Origin of the sequence: Bradyrhizobium sp. NBAIM08 (assembly GCF_020193935.1) — a bacterium.
Taxonomy (GTDB): Bacteria; Pseudomonadota; Alphaproteobacteria; order Rhizobiales; family Xanthobacteraceae; genus Bradyrhizobium; species Bradyrhizobium yuanmingense.
This window is the reverse complement of the sequence record NZ_JADYVR010000001.1, coordinates 854,310-874,288: the sequence shown is the minus strand read 5'-3', so window position 1 is coordinate 874,288 and position 19,979 is coordinate 854,310. Positions and strand designations below refer to the sequence as shown.

Genomic DNA, 19,979 nt, shown 5'->3' with positions numbered 1-19,979 from the left:
AGTGGATCTGCCGTCAAAATAGCCGCGTCGCTATGATTTCGTCGCACTGGCCGACAGCCTTGTAAGCATCGTCGGCTCGAACAGCGAGCACCGCTCACGCACCGACGCGCTTCGTCCTCGCTACTCGGCAATAGAAAATACGGACATTGCCAAGGACCGAAAATCGCGAGCCGATTTCGGAGATGATGAATGGCCAGATTGGCCGCGCGCAAGGTACAATCCCCCAGTTGAGTTGGCCGAAGGTAGGAAGTCGTCCGCGATTAGCGAATGGCGGGTCGCATCGAAAAGTAGTTGGGGCGATCACGTTGAGCGTCCCGTGAGAGGTCTGAGCGTTCTTGGGTCATTCCTTCGTTCCGGGCCGCCTCCGGCATGTGCAGACGGCATCAGGGTTGCTCGGTTAAACAGCTTCGCAGCGGGCCTACAGGATTGCTAATTAGGCCGGCGAGCCAGATGTGTCCCGCTGGCGAGCATCTGAGAGAATACAACGAGCCGCTCCCATGATCGGCTCACCAGCCCCTTCGTCAAAGCCAGCCACCGCCTCGCCGACGACGACCGCTGCCTCGTGCGACCGTCCCTGCGCGAGCAGGAACCGGCCAAGAGAGACCGCTGCCCGCAACTCCCATCCCTTGGCGTACTGGCGCCGTGCTTCGATCATGGCGTGGCGAAGATGATGCTCAGCAATCTGTTGACATTTCTCCCCGGCTCTGCCGACGATACAGCCACGCGCCCGACGCATCTCCGGAAGCAGATAGAGCTCTCCATTACGCTTAGCCCGCTCCAAAGATTCGTTGAGCACTCTCAGCGCCTCCTCATGCTCTCCCCTAGCAGCCATGGCTTCGGCAAGACTGCACGAGAATTGCGTGCTGAGTACCTCGTGCCTCTCGGTCTGCAGCACCGACATCGCGGCGGTCAACTCCTCGATGCCCAAATCCAGGTTGCCCCTTAAGGACGCGATTTGCCCGCGCATCCCGACTCCTACCGCAAGGTAGGGTTCCAATGAGTTCTCCTCCGCACAAGCAATAACCCCATCGACGCGTCGCGCCGCAGTGTCAAGATCATGCGACCAGATGGAGGTGGTTGCCGTATAGATGTTCGCGATGCACACTGCAACCGGCTGCTCTCGATCGACAGCCTCAAGTATGACCTCGCGAGACAGGCGGGACGCTTGGTCCCAGAAGCCGCGGAGCCACAGTGTCCGCACCAAAACGATGAGACCGCGGATGCGTTGATCATAACCAAATGCGTTAAAGCGAGATACTGGTACCCGCAACGAGCATTTGAGAGCAGATTCACAACAGCCCTGTGCGATCGTCTGATTGCCGCTGAGGTGGTAGGCAGTCGCCTTCATCCATTCGGTCATTGCAGACAGATCATCCCGCGATGTCGACGCCGCCAATTTCGACGCTCGAGACGAGATTTCATGCATGCCGTGAACATCGCCGATCCTGGCCTTGAAGATGTGCATGGCCGACAACAAGCGCAGCTCCTGCTCGCTCGCCTTCAATTGCCGCGCAAGCGTGAGTCCGCGCTCGATCAGATGCTGGATTTGCTGCGAGTTGCCGCGCATGAACATGTTGGATGCACCGAGCCCCTCCCACAATATCAGCTCTGTTTCGGCGCTGACCCCCAATCCATCAAGAACGGCAAGGGCCCGCTCGCACCAGAGGCCACACTCTTTCAGGAGCGACCGCCTCAAGAGCAGTGGAACGGCCTTTGCGACCAGGTCGGGGGCGCTTTCCTGGTCCGACGACCGCGAAAAGCCCCAGCTTAGAGCTAAACGCAGATTCGCGATCAGGCCGACAATGTCCTCTTGAGCGACTGCGTCCCTGCTCCCTGTCGGTCCTTGCAGCGCAGCGATCCATTTTGCCACGTAGGCTGCGTGACGACGAGCGACCGAATCGTAATCACCACTCCGCTCAAGCCGTGCTAACGCATACGCCCTCGTGAGACCGAACAGACGATAGTGAAGTGTTCCCCTCACCAAGTCCTCTCGGATAAGCGATTTGTCGGCCAAGCTCACGAGGGCATCGGCAACGTCCTCTCGGCAAATTCCATCTTCGCTGGCGACATCTTCAGCGGCGGTCACGGTGAACGGCCCGACGAAGATGGATAGGCGCGTCAATATAAGTTGGTCTCGCTCGCGGAGCAGATCATAGCTCCAATCCAATACCGCGTTCATTGTCTGATGCCGGCGAGCTGCATTACGACGACCGCGCCACATCAAGCCAAATCGATCATCGAAAAGTTGGCCTGTTCCTTCGACCCCATGACTGGCTACTCGGCCGGCGGCGAGCTCGATCGCAAGGGGTACACCATCGAGCCGACGGCAGATCGACGCTATGGTGGCGACCTCATTGTCGGTGATCTCACCCTGATAGCCGCTTGCGGCGACCCGGTCCAAGAACAATCGAACGGCAGGCCATTCCGTTGCACTCGCGGTCGTTATCTCCTGCTTGCATGGAGGATGAGCCAGCCCGCTCAAGCGATAGACTGCTTCACCTTCGGCGCGAAGGGTCTCCCGACTTGTGGCAAGAATGCGCAAGTCGGGAGCCCCTTCCAGCAACCGCTCGACAGCAGATGATGCTGCCGCAATGAGATGCTCGCAATTATCCAGGACGATCAGCGCCCGCATATGCTGGATGCTCGCCAGAATCTCGCCGAGAACGTCGTCGGACGTGGGGGCCAGCCGAAGCGCTTCGGCGATGCTAAGCTCGACATGCTCGGCGCATGTCGACGTGCTGAGATCGACGAACGCGATCACGCGGTCGAGTTCACCCATGAGGCAGTGTGCGACGGCTATGGCGAGAACCGTCTTCCCGATGCCGCCAGCCCCAACGATGCTGACCAAGCGGCGAGATCGAAGCATGTCTAGGATCGCGGACGTCTCCTCAGTTCGGCCAACCATGCGGTCAAGCCGTGCCGGGAACGCGTCGGCAAAGCTCGGCATCTTCCCAGGGGGCGGCCTCAATCCGTCGACGCTTGGACTCTCGTCCCGCTCGACGTGCGCCACGAAGCTGTACCCCCGCCGTGGAACAGTGGTAATGTAGGACTCTCCGTTGTCCTGCTGTGAGAAAAGGCAACGCAGCGCAGCGACATGCACGCGCAGATTGCTCTCATCGACAAAGACGTTCGGCCATGCCAAAGCCATCAGGTCGCGATGGCTCATAACAGTGCCAGCATTTTTCACGAGGGCGACCAAGAGGTCGAAAGCGCGTCCAACGAGCTTGACCTCGTCTGCACCACGCCACAGACGCCGCTCATCGGGCCAGAGACGATATGGGCCGAATTTCAGCCGGCCGACCTGTTGCGTTGAACTCTCCGCCATCTATCACTCGACAATACTACTGTCTCACGCCGCCAGAACTCCTGCCTCCGCAGCGGCGGACATAATGCCGATGTCCCCGACCTTCGGCGCCAAGTCCTCTCTAGCGCGTCAATGGATGTGCCAGCCAGGAGCTTGTGTGAACGCGAAATGGCTGAACTTCGGATGTAGCAGCAAATAGGCACCCGGAACGGCTTCCGCAATATGCTCTGAATGCTGTCGCTTGATGCACTCATCTTATTCGGCGTCCAATACCTAGACGGGCACCTGCGTCCGCCACGGATATAGCTGAAGCCACGGCCATGCCTGGTGCACGCCCATGACCGCGGCTGTCAACAAGACTGACCGGATACGAATACAAGAGCGCCTGCGCTTGCACATCATGCCGGTTTGAATTCGCCAAGTCACCTTGCAGAAGCAGGGCCGACGGACCGGCACCGAACTCCTCATACAATACGGATGCGCGTCTGACCTCAATGGAGGCTGTCCAGCCTTCCAAATCAATGATTTTCACTTTCGTGTGGGGCGGGGGTATTTCGACGAGCGTAGGTCTCTATGGATCAGATCGGCGGCCCGACAACCAGCAGGGCACCGTAGGCAAGAAAAGTATCGTTGTTGCGCTTCCAACTCCATCTGCTCCAAGGATCGCCTTAGGGCTCAAAGCACCGCACATGGCATGCGCTGCTTGCAAGGCGCACGATACGGCCAGTCCGCATCCAGCGTTGTGCAGCGGCGATCGAATTGAGGCAGACGTCGGCTTTTTCCACGCCGATGACCCTCTCAGTAAAGGCGGGCAGAATTAGTCAGACCGTTGGATTAGACGAGATCCTTTCGGCATCCCGTCAAGTTGGAGGTGCATTGAAGTGGGGCAACTTTCTGAAGATCCGATGTCCAGCAGATTACTGCGGCTTTATGCGGTGCCAGCGGGTCTCCGTCACTGACGGAGCATGATGACGTTCCGCAGAACGGTAAGTTGCGGCGCCATTCCTCGAATCGTTGTCAGGCCCCTTGCCAAGGGGGCGGCTCACCCTCGAAGCGTTCTCCATCAACATTTCCTTCGGCGTTCTCATGGAGCTTGAGCCGTGACGCCGTTCGCAATCCAGCTTTGTGATGATTCATTGCGCCATCATAGAACGGAGCAAGCGGCCCGCGCGCTTTTGCATCGGCCGAATAGCCGTCGGATACGCTTGCGAGCACCCTGAGCACGGCATGTGTAGTGAAGCGCGATACTTCTGCAGCCATGCCAATCAAGGCCCCCAGGAGGCGTCGTCGCACCGTCCTTGCAAACCCGCGTCGAGCGGCCCGGCCCCTTGTGCTCACCGAGCTCCGTGTGCCCGACAGGCCGCCGAACCCTCTACACCCATCCGATGTCCGCTCGATCTGCAATATTGGCATCTTGCCGCTCGCTCGCAGAATGCCATCTTGCGAATCAGTGCGCGGCCGCGAGCGATAGATTAAGACACCCTGTGTGCGACTCGCTTTACGCAAGTCCAGCTTCATTAGCATTGGCATATCTCCCGATTTGTATCGGCGGCGACGGCATGTTGATCTCTACCTATGGCGCGACCGGCATCCCGATCGTTCATTCCTCGATAGATTCGTCGGATACTCATGGATGGGGTTGGACTTAGCGCATTCATAGGGCCGCCAGAACATCCTAACGGGTCATCCAACTACATTGTCCTCCTTGCACGACACCGGCACTGCTTCCGACCGCGCACGCGATCCGCGCGACGTCAGAACGACTGACACGTATCGTTCCTCATGCTGAATGGCACGTTATTAATTGCAAAGTTTTATAAAGGGACACCAAAGCGTCCGGGTGTTCCGGTTTACACGCCGACATCTGGTTGCTTTCGCCTCCGGAATGCTAACAGGCGATGGCTGCGATAGCTCGCACGCGTTGCGCCACGTCCCGACGCAACGCTCAGCACGCGCGTATTCCTGGCTTAGCTCAGCCGCATTCATACATCTCTCGTAGCAGTGGTGGGGCGACCGTTTGAGTGGCAGTCGGTACGAAACGCTTCGTGATATGCCACCGCGCACGCCCATTTCGAAGCTTGGTTGTTGCCCCTCCCAAATCGCGACCTTTTGACTCCAGCTGCGTTCGGTTACGGCAGGGACCGATTGCGACGGAGCATGAAAGATCATGGCCGAAATCAATCTCGCGATTTCGCGACGCGACAACCTACTTTTGATCGATAACGAGTGATCTTCGACCGCAGTTCGAAGACATGATTCATCAGATCAATAAACATAAGTGTGACACGACTTGTCAGTAAAGCCGGAGTAATAACCGAGCGGCCGATGAGTGGCGGGCAATCAATCCGCTCGCTGTTGTGCGACCAACACGGTGGAATGGAATTGGAATGAAGATCGGAATCATGGGGGCTATGCCGGAGGAGGTCTCAGGCATCGTCGGGCAGCTCGAGACGTTACGCATGCACCGGATTGGCGGACGCCGATATCTCGAGGGCACGTGGAACGGCATCGATTTGGTCGTTGTGTTCTCCCGTTGGGGTAAGGTTGCAGCGTCCGTGACGGCCACGGTTCTGCTTTCGCGTTTTGATGTCGACGGTATTTTCTTCATCGGGGTGGCGGGCGCTGCCGACCCGACGCTTCGCCTCGGCGACGTTGTCGTCGCTACCGACCTTCTTCAGCACGACATGGATGCATCCGCGATTCCGTTGTTTTCGAAATTCGAGATTCCGCTGCTGGGACGCTCACGCTTTCCATCTGACGCCTCTTGGATGTCGGCTTCCCTCGCGGCCGCAAACCATTTTATCAAAGGCGATTTCGAGGCATGGGTGAGCGACGAGGTGCGCACTTCGCTCGGTGTGGGAAACCCAAGGGTCGTCGCTGGTCTGATTGCGACGGGCGATCGATTCGTCACTGATGCCGCGTTCCTCCGCGATCTGCGAAAGGCGCTGCCGGATCTGAGATGCGTGGAGATGGAAGGAGCTGCCGTCGCCCAGACTTGTTTCGAGTTCGCCGTTCCATTCACCGTTGTCCGGATCATCTCGGATCGCGGCGACGACGGTGCGCCGGTCGATTTTCAGAATTTTGTATCAAAAGTGGCGTCACGAATGAGCCTTGGTATAGCATCAAGTTTCACGAAGACGATGTTCGAACGCGTAGATTCCGACGCTTGAATTCATGTTGCAGCGTCGAATTCGCTGGCCGACCGCTAATGAGGTCGGCTGATGCGAATCAATCACGTCATCTCGCAGAAGAATTCACCCAATCGAGAGAATCATGCGCGCAAGCCGTTGTCTGATCCTACGGGCGCACAAACCCTCGACTAAGTTTTTGAGAGAACCAGTCCCATCAATAAGGCCAGGTGACGACCGCGGCCGCGGCGTTGTGCTGGTCAAAGGCTCGTATCGCGAATCATGATCGTACCCTTTCGTGTTGGCGCGCCGATGTGGTCCTGAGCATTGAGACACGACTGTTCCTCGTGATATGTATCGCGAATAGCAGCTAGACGAATGGGCCAAAACTCATCACAATCAAAACTCGCCCGAGTCCGCAACCTATGGCTGCGCGGTAAATCCGCCGCGGCTTACTATCAGTGCTCGTCCTTCTCGCGGCCGGGCTCCCTAAGTAAGTGCTGATTCAGGCCTGCGTCGTCGATGTGCCGTCCAATCGAATGGACGCTAAGTCCCATTCTCACTGACTTCTCGGGATGCATGCCGAAGATACATTGGCTCCATGTCGCGCCGCGGAATTCGACGTCTACCGCACGGTTGCCCCCTACGCTGAGGGCAGTAGTCCCACCTAAGCGGCAAAGAAGCGCGGAGTGGTGCGGCTCGCAGGTGAACGCGCGGACTAAAGACTGGAGTGTAGTTGCAACACGCCATGGTAGCGACGCGCCTCTCTTGAGAAGCGCATCGAGTGTGGGGCCGACGGATCAACTCTCTCAGCTGTGCGCCCCATTCGCCAGCGCGATTAGCCTGAAAGTTGGAGATCCGAAATGTTGGCTGACATCGGCCATGTTATCGTCGTGGATGATGACCCCATCCTGCAACAGATGGTAGGTACGTTTCTTGAGGAGAATGGTATTTCGAGCAAAGCGGCGTCCAACCGAGCGGAGTTATGCAAACATCTCCAGGGGCCGCCGCCGGGTTTGATCATTCTCGATCTGCGTCTTGGGCAGGAAGATGGCCTCGATCTTCTGCGGGAGATTCGTTCAAGTTCGGACGTTCCGGTTATCATCACGACCGGACACCGGCTCGACGAAACTGATCGAATTGTGGGTCTGGAGCTCGGCGCAGATGATTATGTCATCAAGCCGTTCAGCTTGAGAGAGCTGTTGGCTCGCGTTCGCGCGGTGTTACGGCGTCAAGAAATGGGACGCACGGGGCGCCTTCGCGATCCCGAGCGTGGCGGCTACCGGTTCAATGGCTGGAAGCTCGAGCGCCGCCACCGCAGGTTGTTGAACCCGAGCAATACCACGGTTCCACTCACAAAGGGCGAGTATGCACTACTGCTGGCCTTTCTCGAAGCACCACACCGTCCATTGAGCCGAGAGCACCTGCTCCAGGCCACTCGCATGCATGAAGACATTTTCGATAGGAGCATCGACGTGCAAGTGCTGCGGCTACGACGCAAGCTTGAGGTAGATCCAAGCAGCCCGCGCATGATCCAAACTGCACGCGGTGTGGGGTACAGCTTCGACGCCGTCGTAGAACCATTCTAAGCCATCGCCCCTTCGCGCAGGCGGGTAGATGGGCCGTCCAGGTCGGGCAATGCATGTTCCGTCACGCGGCCAGACGGCGATCGCTACATCGGTAGTCACTTGTCGATTAGCAGTGATGCAGTTGTAACAGGAGAGACTCAAAGTGTCGTCCATGACGTTGCTTCGGAGTACCTGCGATGCTGGAATTGATCTCGGTCGTGATGACGACCTGTCTGCGTCAGAATGAGGAAGCAGCCGGATTTCTCGTTAGGGATATCCCGTCCGTCGAGAATGTTGCGCCTCTGCCGACCAGTGTCGTCACGTCGGCTGACGTATCATCCGTCCCGATGGACCCCGGTACTGCGCCGGAAGATGGGAGCGATTGGTTCCCGATGGCTGCTGCATCCAAGGTCAAGGGCTTCGACATTGCACCCGCTTTAAACGAGGGCTGTAAACATTCGGCCGGGCCGGGCGCGTTTGTCGGAGCGATCGCGCCGGCTGATCAGTTGGCGCAAAGAGCAGAAGACCAGATGGGCGGTCGCGGCTCTTCGACATCTCGATGACCGTACGTTGCGAACACTCGGCATTGATGGTCACGACGACATCGAATGAACTGTGAGATTTGGCATGACTGCTGATGCAATCTACGTCGCGCTTTGCGGCGCCTCCTACTATGCTCTAACCTTGCGTGCACTTTTGGCCAAGCTCTTTGGATCTAACTTTGCTTGCCGCAGCGCGATTATCCATTGCGCAAGTTTTGCATTCATTCCTGGCCGCCGCTCCAGGCACTCCTCGACGCGGCGATGGTGTGCAACTTGCCCGCAATGGAGATCGCCGCATCATTTCTCTAGATTGCCGCGAACCTCCCTATCATGCAAGCGGCTCCGTCCTCGAAGTCGCCCCTCACACAAGAGCTGCGTCCGGTATCATTGCGTCCGTGATGAGGCCCTCAAACCGGCTGCGTGCGATAACGCAATAGAGCGCGATCCAGGTCCGTGCCTCAGTTCTAAACCCCTTGTGCCGACGGAGACCATGTGATGTCAGAAGTCAGTTTCGAATGCGCATTGGGCGACGCGGGTCTTCTAGGTCGAGGCGGAACTCTTGCGGACGCAGAATGGTCGCGTGCGGGCAAGCGACTTGCGGAGAACGTGTTTTGGGTTGGTACAGGCATCAGCGTCTTTGTGGTCAACCGAACAACGTCGAGTGAGATCGGATTGGAGGCGGTCGCGAGCAGGGACGTCATCGTCTCCAGCGTCGTCGTTGATCCTAGTGAAGTACGAACCAATTTCGACGTTCGTGACAGGCAAGTTGGTGCTGACGGTTCCGATTTGACGATGGTCTTCATTCCTCGGCATGAGTGTTTCAAGTTTTCGGCTCAGGCGCCGACCGGGCTTCGGGCTGTAACGCTCGTCATCGATCTCGCAGCCTTGATGACGACGCGTGGGGTCTGTGCTGACGCTCTTCCGCTGTCCCTCCGCAACGCAACCGGGGCGCGGGAGTTAGCAATCGACAAGTTGGTGCCTGGCCAGTTCGGGAGGATCGCCCTTGAAATCGCCGCTGATCGCGGCAATTTCGCAGGTATCCCCGAGCTCTTCTACGAAGCCAAAACCCTCGAGCTGACGTCAGCATTAATCGACGAGATTGCCCGACGCGACGCGCTCAGCGCAGACGGCCCCCGAATCGGGTTGCAAGTCTTCGAGCGGCTCCAGGATGTGAAGGAGATTATCGACAAAGCGCCGCATCGGCTCCTGGATATCGATGCGCTCGCGCGCGTTGCGGGGATGAATCGAACAAAACTGCGACTTGTCTTCAGGCAGGTTTACGGCACCACGCTGTCGGCCTATCGAAGCGCGCTGCTGCTGCAGCGCGCTGATCTCGCGCTCAGGGACGCTGGAGCCAGTGTCACGCAAGCAGCACGGCAAGCTGGCTATGCAACCGCCTCCGGCTTCATCGCGGCATATCGACGACAATACGGGTCTAGCCCGGGCAAGGTCCGACGCCATTGATGCCGGCGTCGAACAACAGCTGCGATGATCGCGATTAATGCTGCGATCCGCGACATCGAGTTGTGAGATGTGGTGTTTGTCGGATGAGACAACAGAGGACGGTGAACATGGTGCAGAATGAGATCAGCCGGTCTGGCGATGTCGTGCGAGCGCTGAAATCGACGCTCCGGGGGCGGATTATCTCTCCGGAAGACCCGGACTATGCAAACGCAAGGAGGACCTGGAACCGTGACGTGGACCACCATCCAGCTGCGATCGCATTCTGCGGAGATGTTGAGGAAGTGCAGACAGCCGTGCGAATTGCCCGAGCTCATGAGATGCCGCTCTCGGTTCGCAGCGCAGGCTTTGACGTGATTGGACGCTCCGTCCGCGCCGGGGCGCTTGTGATCGACCTTTCTCGAATGAACCAAGTTCGCGTCAACCAGCAGACTGGAGTCGTTGGCGGCGGCGCAACAGCGGCGGACGTTATCGCCGCCGCCGATGCTGCTGATCTGATGGCGGTGACCGGATGGAATGGCCGGCCGGGTATGACGGGGCTCGCTACGGTCGGGGGGTACGGTCCCCTGCTCGCGAAGCATGGGCTGGCGTTGGACAATCTGATCGGCGCAGACCTGGTGCTTGCGGACGGCCAGTGCGTGAGTGTCGATAAAGAGCAGCATGACGATCTATTCTGGGCCTTGCGCGGTGGCGGCGGCAATTTCGGCGTGGTCACGTCGCTGAAGCTTCGTTTGCATCCCGTCCGGCAGGTTTTGGCAGGCATGATAATGTTTGCGGGGGCGGAAGCCGAAACTGTTCTGAGACGCTATGCCGAGGTGATGCAGTCGGCCAGCAACGATCTTGCGGTCGTCGCCGGCATCATATCGCTCCCGAACGGCGTCCCGGCGCTATTCCTGGCGCCAGCCTGGACCGGCCAATTGTCAGCGGGAGAAATCGCGATGGAAGTCTTGAAACGGTGCGGAACACCCATCCATGTCCAGCTTGACTGGATGAGTTATCAGGATCTCGTCCGGGGCTTCGACGCGCGGGTTGTGGATCATCGTCACTATGCGGTCGAGACGAGATGGATCGCGAAGCTCGACGTCGATGCCATCTCCATTTTGCTTGCGGGAGCTGCGCGCCGAACGTCGCCATTCTCGACCATCATCCTGCAGCACTTCCGTGGCTTGCCGACGCAATTGCCACCCGACAGCACAGCGTTTGGGATGCGGCGAGAACATGTCATGGTCGAGTTGATCGCCGCGTGGGATCCTTCCCCAGATAACCTGGGTACTGTCCATCGCCACTGGGCGCATGAGCTGAGCCGAGCTCTGGCGCCGGTGTCGCTGCCTGGTGGCTATCCGAATGCGCTAGGCCCCGATGCGGACGATCAGGTCGCGCGCGCCTATGGCGAGCATTTGCCGCGACTCCAGGCCGTGAAACGCCGTTACGATGCAAGCGGCGTCTTCGCGGCGACGCCGCTTCCAACCTAATGCCGGATTCCTATCGACAAGGCCAAGTGCCATCGCAGGTCGCGGACGCAGGAATCACTACTTGAATGCCGAAGGTGGGTGAGGAGGCGGGGCGAGCGCTCGCGTTCCTCGCCCGCATCCACGCCTGCTTGAGCTCTAAGTGAACCTCTCCCTAAGAGATAGCGTCGACGGCGGCCCCCCAATGAACAGGCTCCGAACAGACCTCAAGACTTTCGAGGACCTGGCTGTAGTGGAACGAGGCAAGCGCATCCCGCATCGGTGAAGCGCACGCTGAAAGAGGAAGAGTTCTCGCGGTTGGTGCAAAGGACCGCGCTATCCGCGAGTGTTCATCCGCGCTCACCATGGGCGGCGCCAGCTCCAACGATGTCTCGCTCAGGCGGAATGGCTACCTCTATTAGAAAAACGCGCGATGATCGCAGCGCCCACGGTTGCGGTGAACGGCCGGCGCCGCGCACCGATCTGCTGCGGGTCGCTGCTCGTGGCATCTGTGGAGCGGCTCTTACGACCGACGCAGCAACGAACCGTCATTCGGTCAGATACTGCATAACAGGCTGGCTGTTTCGGGTCCAAACCAGATTTCGTGTTTCAAATGTAGCCTTATTCGCCGGTGTTGGAATGCTACGGAAACGCAACGACGGCAAAGTCCTCCGTACGAAACGTCATGGAGACGAAGATGCAACCGCTCAGAAAGACCAAATGCGAGGCTCCATCAAAGAGGATGACGGATCAATCCGTTGGGCTCGCTCCCGGGGAGCGATCACTGCTTGAGAGCAGCTCATCATTTCGGCGACCGGGCATCGATGAGATTACGCGCCGACCGCGGTTAGCGTGGCGTATCATGGCCGGCGTCGCCAACTTGGCGACATCCTCGATCGATTTCTTCATCGATGTGGCTCAGGCCGCCGGCCGCGTTCTGGTGTCGGAATTCCTTGCCGGTTGCGCCGCCTATGCCTGTGCGATGTATCCATGCGGAGCTTTGTTGGAGAGAAGCGAAGGGCCGGTCGAGCCCGGGTCCGTCCCCGATCAATCGAAGAGCGATGGGACGCACGAGGTGCGACCAAAGCTGCGCTTGATCGCGCGTCATGTGAGCCCCCCGGTCGAAGAAGCGGAATCGCATCGGTTGCTTTTGGATGTCCTGCCATTCACATCCGACATTCCGCCCGTCGGCGCTACCGTCCGATCGTTCCCGACTTGGTATGCATTGATCGGCGCAGCGGCGCTCGCGCTGTGCGGGTCGATCCGCAAGCGTTGGGAAATACGGCGCGCCTTGGCGGAAGTGCATCAGCTCGATGATCGTCTCTTGCGAGACATCGGGGTTTGTCGTGGAGATATTGAAAATGCAGTCAAAGGAGACAGTTGCCAAAGATGAAGCGGATATTGGCGGTCGCCTATGCATCATCCCTGCTTTTGGCGGTGATGCCGGTACCCGAGCTGTCGAAGGGCATGTCTTGGACGGCTTCGGCCGACGCTGATGGTGAGCCGATCACGCCGATCCCATTGCCGCCGCCGGCTGATCCACGAAAGCTCGCGCTGGGCGAGCGGCTGTTTAGCGATACGCGGCTGTCGGCGGATGGGACACTCGCCTGTTCCTCTTGCCACGACCTGCGCACCAATGGCGCACATGCAGGCAGGAGGGCGAATCCGGCATTGGGCGAGCTCGATACGCTCACCGTGTTTAATGCGGCCCTGAGCTATCGCCTGACGTGGGAAGGCCGCTACCACAACTTCGCCGATCAGGCGGAAGCCTCGATCGGTAGCACCACCAACATGCGCAGCAAAATTGCGGATGTGGTGCCGAAATTGCAAGCGGACATGGCGCTTAACAACCAGTTTCGCGCCGCCTATGGTCGCGACGTCGATCGCGATAGCCTGCTGGATGCGATTTCCATCTTCGAAAAATCTTTGCTCACGCCGGACAGCCGCTTCGATCGGTGGCTCGGCGGCGAGTCGTCTGCGCTATCGCCGGCCGAGCTTAAAGGCTACGAGATATTCAAGGGGTTCGGTTGCAGCGCATGCCATCAAGGCGTCAACATCGGGGGCAACCTGATCGCCCGGCAAGGCATTTTCCATCCGCTGGTCGCCCAGGGGCCGCTTCGTGTTCGTGTGCCGAGTCTGCGCAATGTCGCGGTGACCGGGCCTTATTTTCATGACGGAAGCGCGGCCACTCTCGATGACGCAGTGCGCCGAATGGCGGCTGCGCAACTTGATCGAACATTGAACGATGAGCAGGTGGCCGCGCTAGTTGCTTTCCTGGGGAGCTTGACCGGCAATTACCGCGGCAAGCCTGTCACCGGAGTGGCACCATGAGAGCGGTACGCTGGGCGGCAGTAGTGCTAGGACTGACGGTTCTGCTCACATGGTTCTTGTGGCGCGCAGCAAATCCAGAGGCGGAAAATTACGACCGGGCGCTCACCGAAATCGATCGCTTCGGCATGGTTGAGGATGCGCTGTATTGCGACCTCTTCGTCGCTCGCGCAGGCCTGTTGCTCAACTATGACCCATTGGTCAGTGAGATCGACGGGCTGCATCAAGCCATCACGCGCTTGCGAGCGACCGCCCAGGTCGACAGCCGAACCGCCGAGACGATCAACTGGCTCGCCACGTCGGTGGACCATCAGGAACAATTAGTCGAGGACTTCAAGAACCAAAATGCGGTCCTTCATAACTCGTTGTCCTTCTTCGCACGCTTCGCCGGCAAGTCGGACCAACCCGATCTGGACCTCGCCGTCAGGTCGGCGGGAACGGCTATTCTGCACTTGACGCTGGACACGTCGCCAACCGCAGTCAGGGAAGCTCAGAAGCGTCTGGATGAACTGGAGTTGCGGGCAACTGAATCAGGACAGGCGGTCCTTGTCGAGCCTTTCCTGGCTCATGGGCGCTTGCTGTACAAACTGTTACCGTCGGTCGACGACAACCTCAGGAAGATGTTGGCGCTGCGGCACAAGCAGGGCCACGAGACCTTGCGGGCGCTGATACTGGATCGACAGCTCTCCTCGCGAAACACGGCCCGCTTGTACCGCGCAATGCTATACGGCTGCTCGATCACGCTGATCGTATTCCTGATCCATCTTGGTCTGCGGCTGAGATCACGCGCAAATGCGCTGCATCGGCGCGCAGCGCTTGAGCACATCATAGCGGACATTTCGATGAGCTTCCTAAACGCGACTCCGCAGGGCATCGATGCGGAAATTGAGCGAGCCATCGCTTCGTTCGGAACTTTCGCGGGATCTGATCGCGTCTACGTCGTTGTGGCCGGTGCGGCAACTCGGTCGTACATTTGGCATCGGCCGGGCAGAGAGTTCCCCCCTGGCTGGCCTGAGGGCGCCCTCGAACTGGCCTCCAGAATGGCTGACGGGGAGGGAGTAGTCCACGTCCCCGACGTGTGCCGCATGTCCGCGGGCGACGAGAGGTCGTTCCTACAGGGCATGGGACTGGGAGGATGGGCATGTGCGATCAATGGCGATCGTCAAGGTCGTACGGTCGCGTTTGGCTTTGATGCCGTGGGTTGCAAGTGTCGCGTGTCTCACGCCGACGAACTTGTGCTTCTGCGTATGGCCTTGGATACCTTCATTCATGCAATCGAGCGTCAGACTGTCGAAGAGGAGCGAATTCGCCTGCAGAAACGCTTGCAGCAGGCTCGGCGTATGGAAAGAATCGGCACATTCACCAGCGGCATCGCGCACAATTTCAACAACATACTAGGAGGTATTCTTGGGCATGCCGAAGTCATGGAAGAGCAGGCCCGCCTCAGCTCGCCGTTGGCGCGCCATGTTGCCGGAATCCGCCGAAGCGCAGACCGAGCTCGCGACCTCGTCAATCAGATCCTGATGTTCGGTCGCCGCTGCGACGTCCGCCGCAATCCTGTCAGTCTCGGTGCGCTCGTCGCTGAGACGACTTCACTATTACGCGTCGCGCAACCTTCCCGGATCGAAATCGTGGTCAGACAGCCTCCGGCCGGATTGATCGTCTTCGGCGAGGACGTTCAGCTGCAGCAGGTCATCATGAACCTCTGCAACAACGCGGCAAACGCAATCCCGGAGACGGGAAGAATCGATATCGATCTCGAGTCACATGAGGTGCTCGACCAGATCTGCCTCAGCCATGACAAGATTGAGCCTGGCCGGTACGTACGAATTTCCGTTTCGGACACGGGAGTTGGTATGGACACTCAAACATTGGAAAGGATATTCGAGCCGTTCTTTACGACGCGGTCCAGCGGAAACGGATTGGGGCTTGCAACGGTGAGGGAGATCGTTCTCGACCACGGTGGGGGCATCAACGTGAGCAGCCGCCCGGGCGAAGGCAGCCGCTTTGATATCTGGTTACCGCAGGCCGCCTCGGCGGTGTTGCCGGAGGAAAAGGTCTTGCCTGCGCATCGAATGGGACAAGGCAGGGTTGTGATGCTGGTGGCCGGCGACCGTCACCGCCTAATGGCCGGTGAGGAAATGCTTGCTGCGCTCGGCTTCGAAGCCGTGGGCTTCGCGACCGCTGACGCTGCACGTACGGCATCCAAGGCAGATCCTGACCGGTTCGATTTCGTTGTTATCGCACAGGTCGGCCCGCTTCGGGAATCGCTCGAACTGGCGGCCATACTGCATCACGAACTTCGATCAGTTTCGATCGTCCTGGCGACGAGAGCGGCATTCGAAGTGGGCGCCGATGCATTGTTGGCGGCCGGCATCTCCGACATAGTGCGGTGGCCCCTCGTTGCCGAAGAGATTGCGGTTGCTCTGACGCACATCTCCAGCGCCGGAGCTGGCTGTCGTATCGCGCCAAATCACGGTATTTATTGGGACTCTTCGCGTAATCGCCATGCTGTGAATGGAGGTTGGCAAGGTTAGCAGCCGTCGCCGCTGATCGTGCCAATCTAGATTGATCGCCCAGGACGCGCAGGGGCTGGGGGCGGGCAATGAACAAAAGCTGTTGTCAATCGTCCGCAATCGCAGGCGACGTCGGCAGGACACGCGATCGCGAAATATCTGGACCAGTGAGAGGAGCTATGACGCAGCCATGACCGCCGGCATCGACAGCGCGGTTCGTCCGTGGAAAAACGTTCGGCAGCAGTCCGCTCGATGCGTCTCCCGCGATCAGTTAAAGTCTCCCCGCCGCACCGCTGAACGCGCCCTTCAATGTCGCGAAAGTGCTGCATCGTCGCGCTCACAGATGTCGATGCTCATGGGGTCGTCGCAAGCGTGGGAAAATGTGGAAGCGGACTTTCTCGATGGTCGGTAGACGGCGGCGACAGGCTGCCGATCGATCGCGTGCAGCGAACTAACGAGATCGCATTACGCTAACTCTTCCATCCAAAGCCGAATGATTAGGTCGGCAAGCATCGTTGCGCCAGCAGGGCCGGCATCATCCGGACGTCAGTCGTGTCGCCTCGCAACAGCTACGATTATGGCGCGAGCAATCGCTCGTGAAGCAAGCTGGCGCGCGAGCCATGCTGCGACGGCACGAGATGGGCCGAGCCGCGCGAGCTCATGATCCCAATCGCGGATGCTATTGCTTCAACGGTTTGATATTGGAACTTCGCAGCCGAAGGCTCGTCACTCCAATGGAGCAGCCGTAACGCTCAGCAAGGGGGAGTATGCCTTGCTGCTTGACTTTCTAGAGGCGCCGCACGTCCGCTGACTCGGGAGCACCTGCTTCAGGCGACCCGCATCCATGAGGATACTTCCGATCGCAGCATCGACATTCAGGTGTTGCCGCTACAGCGTAAGCTCTAAGTCGATTCGAGTGCGCCGCGCGTCAGACCGAACGTGGCGTTGGCCACGTATTCGGGGCCCCTAGATCCGTATCGAAAGCCTCGGGCGAGTTGCAGCTGTAACTGATCTGCCCCGTTTTTGCTGGAAGCTCCAACTGCTGAGAGGACTGAGGCGCGATCCCCGTGACCTCGATTTCGGTCAAGATCGCGTGCGCGTCGCAGACGCTGCATGACTGGTTCAAGGGGGCATCCTATGGATCGATATCTCGCATTTCGGCGAGCTTGGAGAGGATCGTAGCAGTTCCCCCCTCAAACTTGCAGGCCATAACACTGAGTCCGTGCACGTCCGATCGAAGCCCGGCCATCGCAAGCGCCGCGTTGAGGATGACTTCACCTGGAATCTCGACAGGGCAAGACGTGCATGTCGCGATCTTCTTGGGCAAGCCATCGGCTCAACAAGTGGAGCTCGCGGAACATCTATCCCCTCTTCCAACGGCGCCTGATCGGTCCAGCTTGATCGCCAGAACAGCGAATCGGCCAGCACTTGCGAGCACAACGCCTGCTGCTCGGGTTCATCTATTTTCTCATCTAGGTCGCTTTTGGTGCGCCCGCGACCCTTCAGGGCGGGCCAGGTCGGCGGCACTATCAGCCTAGTTATGGTAGTCTATATTAATGCCTTGACCGGAAGCACGACGCCCGCGCTCTACGCTATCGGTTGCCTGTGAGTTACCCGTGCGGCTCTGCTGCTGATGGAATTGTTCAAGGAGCTTAAGGACAGGAGAGCCACTCGCTGCAATCGCGTCGCTACGTCCCTGCAGATCGGCCGGCTCTGATGAAGACTGGCTCAGGTTGATGGCTAAGTGCCGGTCAGTGGTAAGCGAGAGATGCCGCGCGAGGTACTCCGGCGAATGAAGGTGACGATCGGTAAAGAGAGGATCGCAAATCCGAAAGGTGCGATGCCAATCGCACTGATGCCGTGGCTATCTATCACGCGGCCTCCGCCGGCCGCTCCGATTGCGATGCCGAGGTTCGCCGCCGATATGTTCAGTGTCATAGCAAAGGATGCCGCGGATTGTCCCGCGAGCGTTACGCGCACTTGGCCTAGGACAACCGAGGCAGTATGGCTTGCGCTCCAAAGCACGAGTGGTGCGGCCGCCAGTGAAATTGCGTGGCCCGCGAGCGCCGTCAGGTTGACGGAGGCGACTAGAACGACAACCGCAACCATTGTTGCGCGCATCGGCGCAATGTCCGCAACACGGCCGGCAATGCTGTTGCCGAGAAGTCCAAAGAGCCCGAACAGGAGCAGAGCGACCGCGACGCCCCATGTTGATAAGCCAAGCGCCTGCTCCACCCAGGCGCCAAGATACGTGTAAGCAGAAAACATCGCCGCGAAAAGAACCACCGACAGACCTAAATGCGCCACGAAGACAGGCTGACGCACAATGGCGAGTTGCCCGCATAATCCCTCGTTCCTTCCCGCCGGGATGCTCGGAAAGCACATAGCGATAAGCGGGGCGAGCAGCATGGAAGTCGCCGCAAGGACAACGAACGGAAGGCGCCAGGTTCCGCAGCGGGCCAGCGCGAAACCGGCCGGAAGCGCCAGGAGAACGCCGAGCACGAAGCCGATATTGGCGCGCGACAGGCCGTTACCACGTTCCGCCATGGGCGCGAGCTCCATGACGACAGACGCGCCAACGCTTATAAAGGCGGGCAACGTGGCGCCTTGCACCATCCGCGCCAGCAGCATCAGGCTGAAATCGGATACCGTGGCGACCAGCAGGTTGCAGGCCGCATAGAGCAAGAGCGTCCCGGTCAGAATGAAACGCGGCGTCAGCCGTCTAGCCGATAGGGTTACGATCGGCCCCGCTACTGCGGCCGAAAAAGCGAACCATCCCGCCATCCCGCCCGCTCTCGCGAGCGGAATGCTGAGATCCTGCGCCACCACCGGCAGCAGGCCAACGACGATGAATTCGGCGGCGACAACGATCGCTACCGTCGGCGCCAAGAGTGTCAACGCTCGGCTCAGAGGCCTTTCCGAGCGGTCGCTGCTGGATGTCACGCGTTCGCTCCGCCGTCGACGGTGAAGCCGGCGCCGTTCACCGAGCGTGCTGCGTCACTTGCTAGAAATGAGTAGAGCGCTGCGATATCTTCGGGGCGGCCATATTCCTTAATGGCCATCCGCTGTCGCTGAGCTTCGGCATGAGGGCCATCAGCAGGATTCATATCGGTGTTGGTTGAACCGGGGTGAACCAGATTGACGGTGATACCTCGCGGCCCGAGATCGCGGGCGGTGCCCTTTGTCCAGGCGATGAGCGCAGCCTTGCTTGCCGAATACAGAGCCTTGCCGGCGTCCGGTACGCGCTCCGCAAGGTTGCTGCCGGTCGAGATGATGCGGCCGCCTTTCGACATGTGTGGGAGAGCCGCTTGCGTTGCGAGGATGACTCCGCGGACATTCACCGCGAGCATTGTGTCGATCTGCTCGAGCGTGACCTCCTCGATCGTGCCGTAACTGATGATACCAGCATTGTTGACGAGAATATCAAGCCCGCCCAGCTCGGCGGCAGCGCGATCCACGGCCTGTTTGATCGAAGTGGGATCAGCCGCATTCATCTGAATGGCGACCGCGCGGCAGCCATTCGCCTTGATCTCCTGTACGATGAGGTCGGCAGCTTGCGCCGAGCGCTCATAGCCAACCGCAACGTCTGCACCGTCAGCAGCGAAGCGGCGCGCCACGGCTGCCCCGATGCCACGGCTCGCACCAGTGACGAAGGCTCGCTTTCCTTGTAGAACAGACATATTT

General features: G+C 59.2%; 12 protein-coding genes and 1 pseudogene. 9 read left to right on the top strand and 4 right to left on the bottom strand.

The window, feature by feature from the left end; translation table 11 throughout:
- Positions 1-433 precede the first annotated feature (433 nt).
- Positions 434-3,325 (bottom strand): winged helix-turn-helix domain-containing protein, encoded by a 2,892-nt coding sequence (locus I6F37_RS04255; RefSeq protein ID WP_225150402.1) that lies wholly within the window; start codon positions 3,323-3,325, stop codon positions 434-436.
- Between the two features lie 996 nt (positions 3,326-4,321).
- A complete protein-coding gene (locus I6F37_RS04250; protein WP_225150400.1) occupies positions 4,322-4,564 on the bottom strand; it encodes a hypothetical protein in 243 nt (80 codons plus the stop codon).
- 1,127 nt (positions 4,565-5,691) lie between these two features.
- On the opposite strand from I6F37_RS04250, the gene I6F37_RS04245 reads away from it, so the two are divergent.
- From I6F37_RS04245 to I6F37_RS04205, 9 genes and pseudogenes are all read left to right on the top strand, one after another.
- The gene (locus I6F37_RS04245; RefSeq protein WP_225150398.1) at positions 5,692-6,474 is read left to right on the top strand and encodes a 5'-methylthioadenosine/adenosylhomocysteine nucleosidase; all 783 of its coding nucleotides are present in this window, start codon (positions 5,692-5,694) and stop codon (positions 6,472-6,474) included.
- An 821-nt stretch (positions 6,475-7,295) separates the two neighbouring features.
- Positions 7,296-8,021, top strand: a complete 726-nt coding sequence (locus tag I6F37_RS04240; RefSeq protein WP_225150396.1) for a response regulator — start codon at positions 7,296-7,298, stop codon at positions 8,019-8,021.
- Positions 8,022-8,197: 176 nt separating this feature from the next.
- Positions 8,198-8,563, top strand: a complete 366-nt coding sequence (locus tag I6F37_RS04235) for a hypothetical protein (protein ID WP_225150394.1) — start codon at positions 8,198-8,200, stop codon at positions 8,561-8,563.
- 474 nt (positions 8,564-9,037) lie between these two features.
- Positions 9,038-10,006, top strand: a complete 969-nt coding sequence (locus I6F37_RS04230) for an AraC family transcriptional regulator (RefSeq protein WP_225150391.1) — start codon at positions 9,038-9,040, stop codon at positions 10,004-10,006.
- A 107-nt stretch (positions 10,007-10,113) separates the two neighbouring features.
- Positions 10,114-11,475 carry an FAD-binding oxidoreductase gene (locus tag I6F37_RS04225; protein ID WP_225150389.1) on the top strand — a complete coding sequence of 454 codons (1,362 nt, stop codon included), beginning with the start codon at positions 10,114-10,116 and terminating at the stop codon, positions 11,473-11,475.
- An 838-nt stretch (positions 11,476-12,313) separates the two neighbouring features.
- Positions 12,314-12,844, top strand: a complete 531-nt coding sequence (locus I6F37_RS04220) for a DUF1127 domain-containing protein (RefSeq protein WP_225150387.1) — start codon at positions 12,314-12,316, stop codon at positions 12,842-12,844.
- The gene (locus tag I6F37_RS04215) at positions 12,841-13,782 is read left to right on the top strand and encodes a cytochrome-c peroxidase (protein WP_225150385.1); all 942 of its coding nucleotides are present in this window, start codon (positions 12,841-12,843) and stop codon (positions 13,780-13,782) included. The genes I6F37_RS04220 and I6F37_RS04215 overlap by 4 nt, the downstream gene beginning before the upstream one ends.
- Positions 13,779-16,316, top strand: a complete 2,538-nt coding sequence (locus I6F37_RS04210) for a two-component system VirA-like sensor kinase (RefSeq protein ID WP_225150383.1) — start codon at positions 13,779-13,781, stop codon at positions 16,314-16,316. The genes I6F37_RS04215 and I6F37_RS04210 overlap by 4 nt, the downstream gene beginning before the upstream one ends.
- 593 nt (positions 16,317-16,909) lie before the next feature.
- Positions 16,910-17,198, top strand: a pseudogene (locus tag I6F37_RS04205) (winged helix-turn-helix domain-containing protein); the annotation flags it as partial.
- Positions 17,199-18,035: 837 nt separating this feature from the next.
- On the opposite strand, the gene I6F37_RS04200 reads toward I6F37_RS04205, so the two are convergent.
- Together I6F37_RS04200 and I6F37_RS04195 are read right to left on the bottom strand one after the other, a co-directional pair.
- Positions 18,036-19,238 carry an MFS transporter gene (locus I6F37_RS04200; RefSeq protein ID WP_225150381.1) on the bottom strand — a complete coding sequence of 401 codons (1,203 nt, stop codon included), beginning with the start codon at positions 19,236-19,238 and terminating at the stop codon, positions 18,036-18,038.
- On the bottom strand, positions 19,235-19,975 hold the full coding sequence (locus I6F37_RS04195) for an SDR family NAD(P)-dependent oxidoreductase (RefSeq protein WP_225150379.1): 741 nt from the start codon (positions 19,973-19,975) through the stop codon (positions 19,235-19,237). Before I6F37_RS04195 ends, I6F37_RS04200 begins: the two co-directional genes overlap by 4 nt.
- Positions 19,976-19,979: the final 4 nt, after the last annotated feature.

What these genes read in the sequence shown, in the direction of transcription:
- I6F37_RS04195 (WP_225150379.1), bottom strand. Translation starts at nt 19,975, where the DNA reads ATGTCTGTTCTACAAGGAAAGCGAGCCTTCGTCACTGGTGCGAGCCGT.
- I6F37_RS04245 (WP_225150398.1), top strand. Translation starts at nt 5,692, where the DNA reads ATGAAGATCGGAATCATGGGGGCTATGCCGGAGGAGGTCTCAGGCATC.
- I6F37_RS04250 (WP_225150400.1), bottom strand. Translation starts at nt 4,564, where the DNA reads ATGGCTGCAGAAGTATCGCGCTTCACTACACATGCCGTGCTCAGGGTG.
- I6F37_RS04225 (WP_225150389.1), top strand. Translation starts at nt 10,114, where the DNA reads ATGGTGCAGAATGAGATCAGCCGGTCTGGCGATGTCGTGCGAGCGCTG.
- I6F37_RS04255 (WP_225150402.1), bottom strand. Translation starts at nt 3,325, where the DNA reads ATGGCGGAGAGTTCAACGCAACAGGTCGGCCGGCTGAAATTCGGCCCA.
- I6F37_RS04210 (WP_225150383.1), top strand. Translation starts at nt 13,779, where the DNA reads ATGAGAGCGGTACGCTGGGCGGCAGTAGTGCTAGGACTGACGGTTCTG.
- I6F37_RS04230 (WP_225150391.1), top strand. Translation starts at nt 9,038, where the DNA reads ATGTCAGAAGTCAGTTTCGAATGCGCATTGGGCGACGCGGGTCTTCTA.
- I6F37_RS04235 (WP_225150394.1), top strand. Translation starts at nt 8,198, where the DNA reads ATGCTGGAATTGATCTCGGTCGTGATGACGACCTGTCTGCGTCAGAAT.
- I6F37_RS04220 (WP_225150387.1), top strand. Translation starts at nt 12,314, where the DNA reads ATGGCCGGCGTCGCCAACTTGGCGACATCCTCGATCGATTTCTTCATC.
- I6F37_RS04215 (WP_225150385.1), top strand. Translation starts at nt 12,841, where the DNA reads ATGAAGCGGATATTGGCGGTCGCCTATGCATCATCCCTGCTTTTGGCG.
- I6F37_RS04240 (WP_225150396.1), top strand. Translation starts at nt 7,296, where the DNA reads ATGTTGGCTGACATCGGCCATGTTATCGTCGTGGATGATGACCCCATC.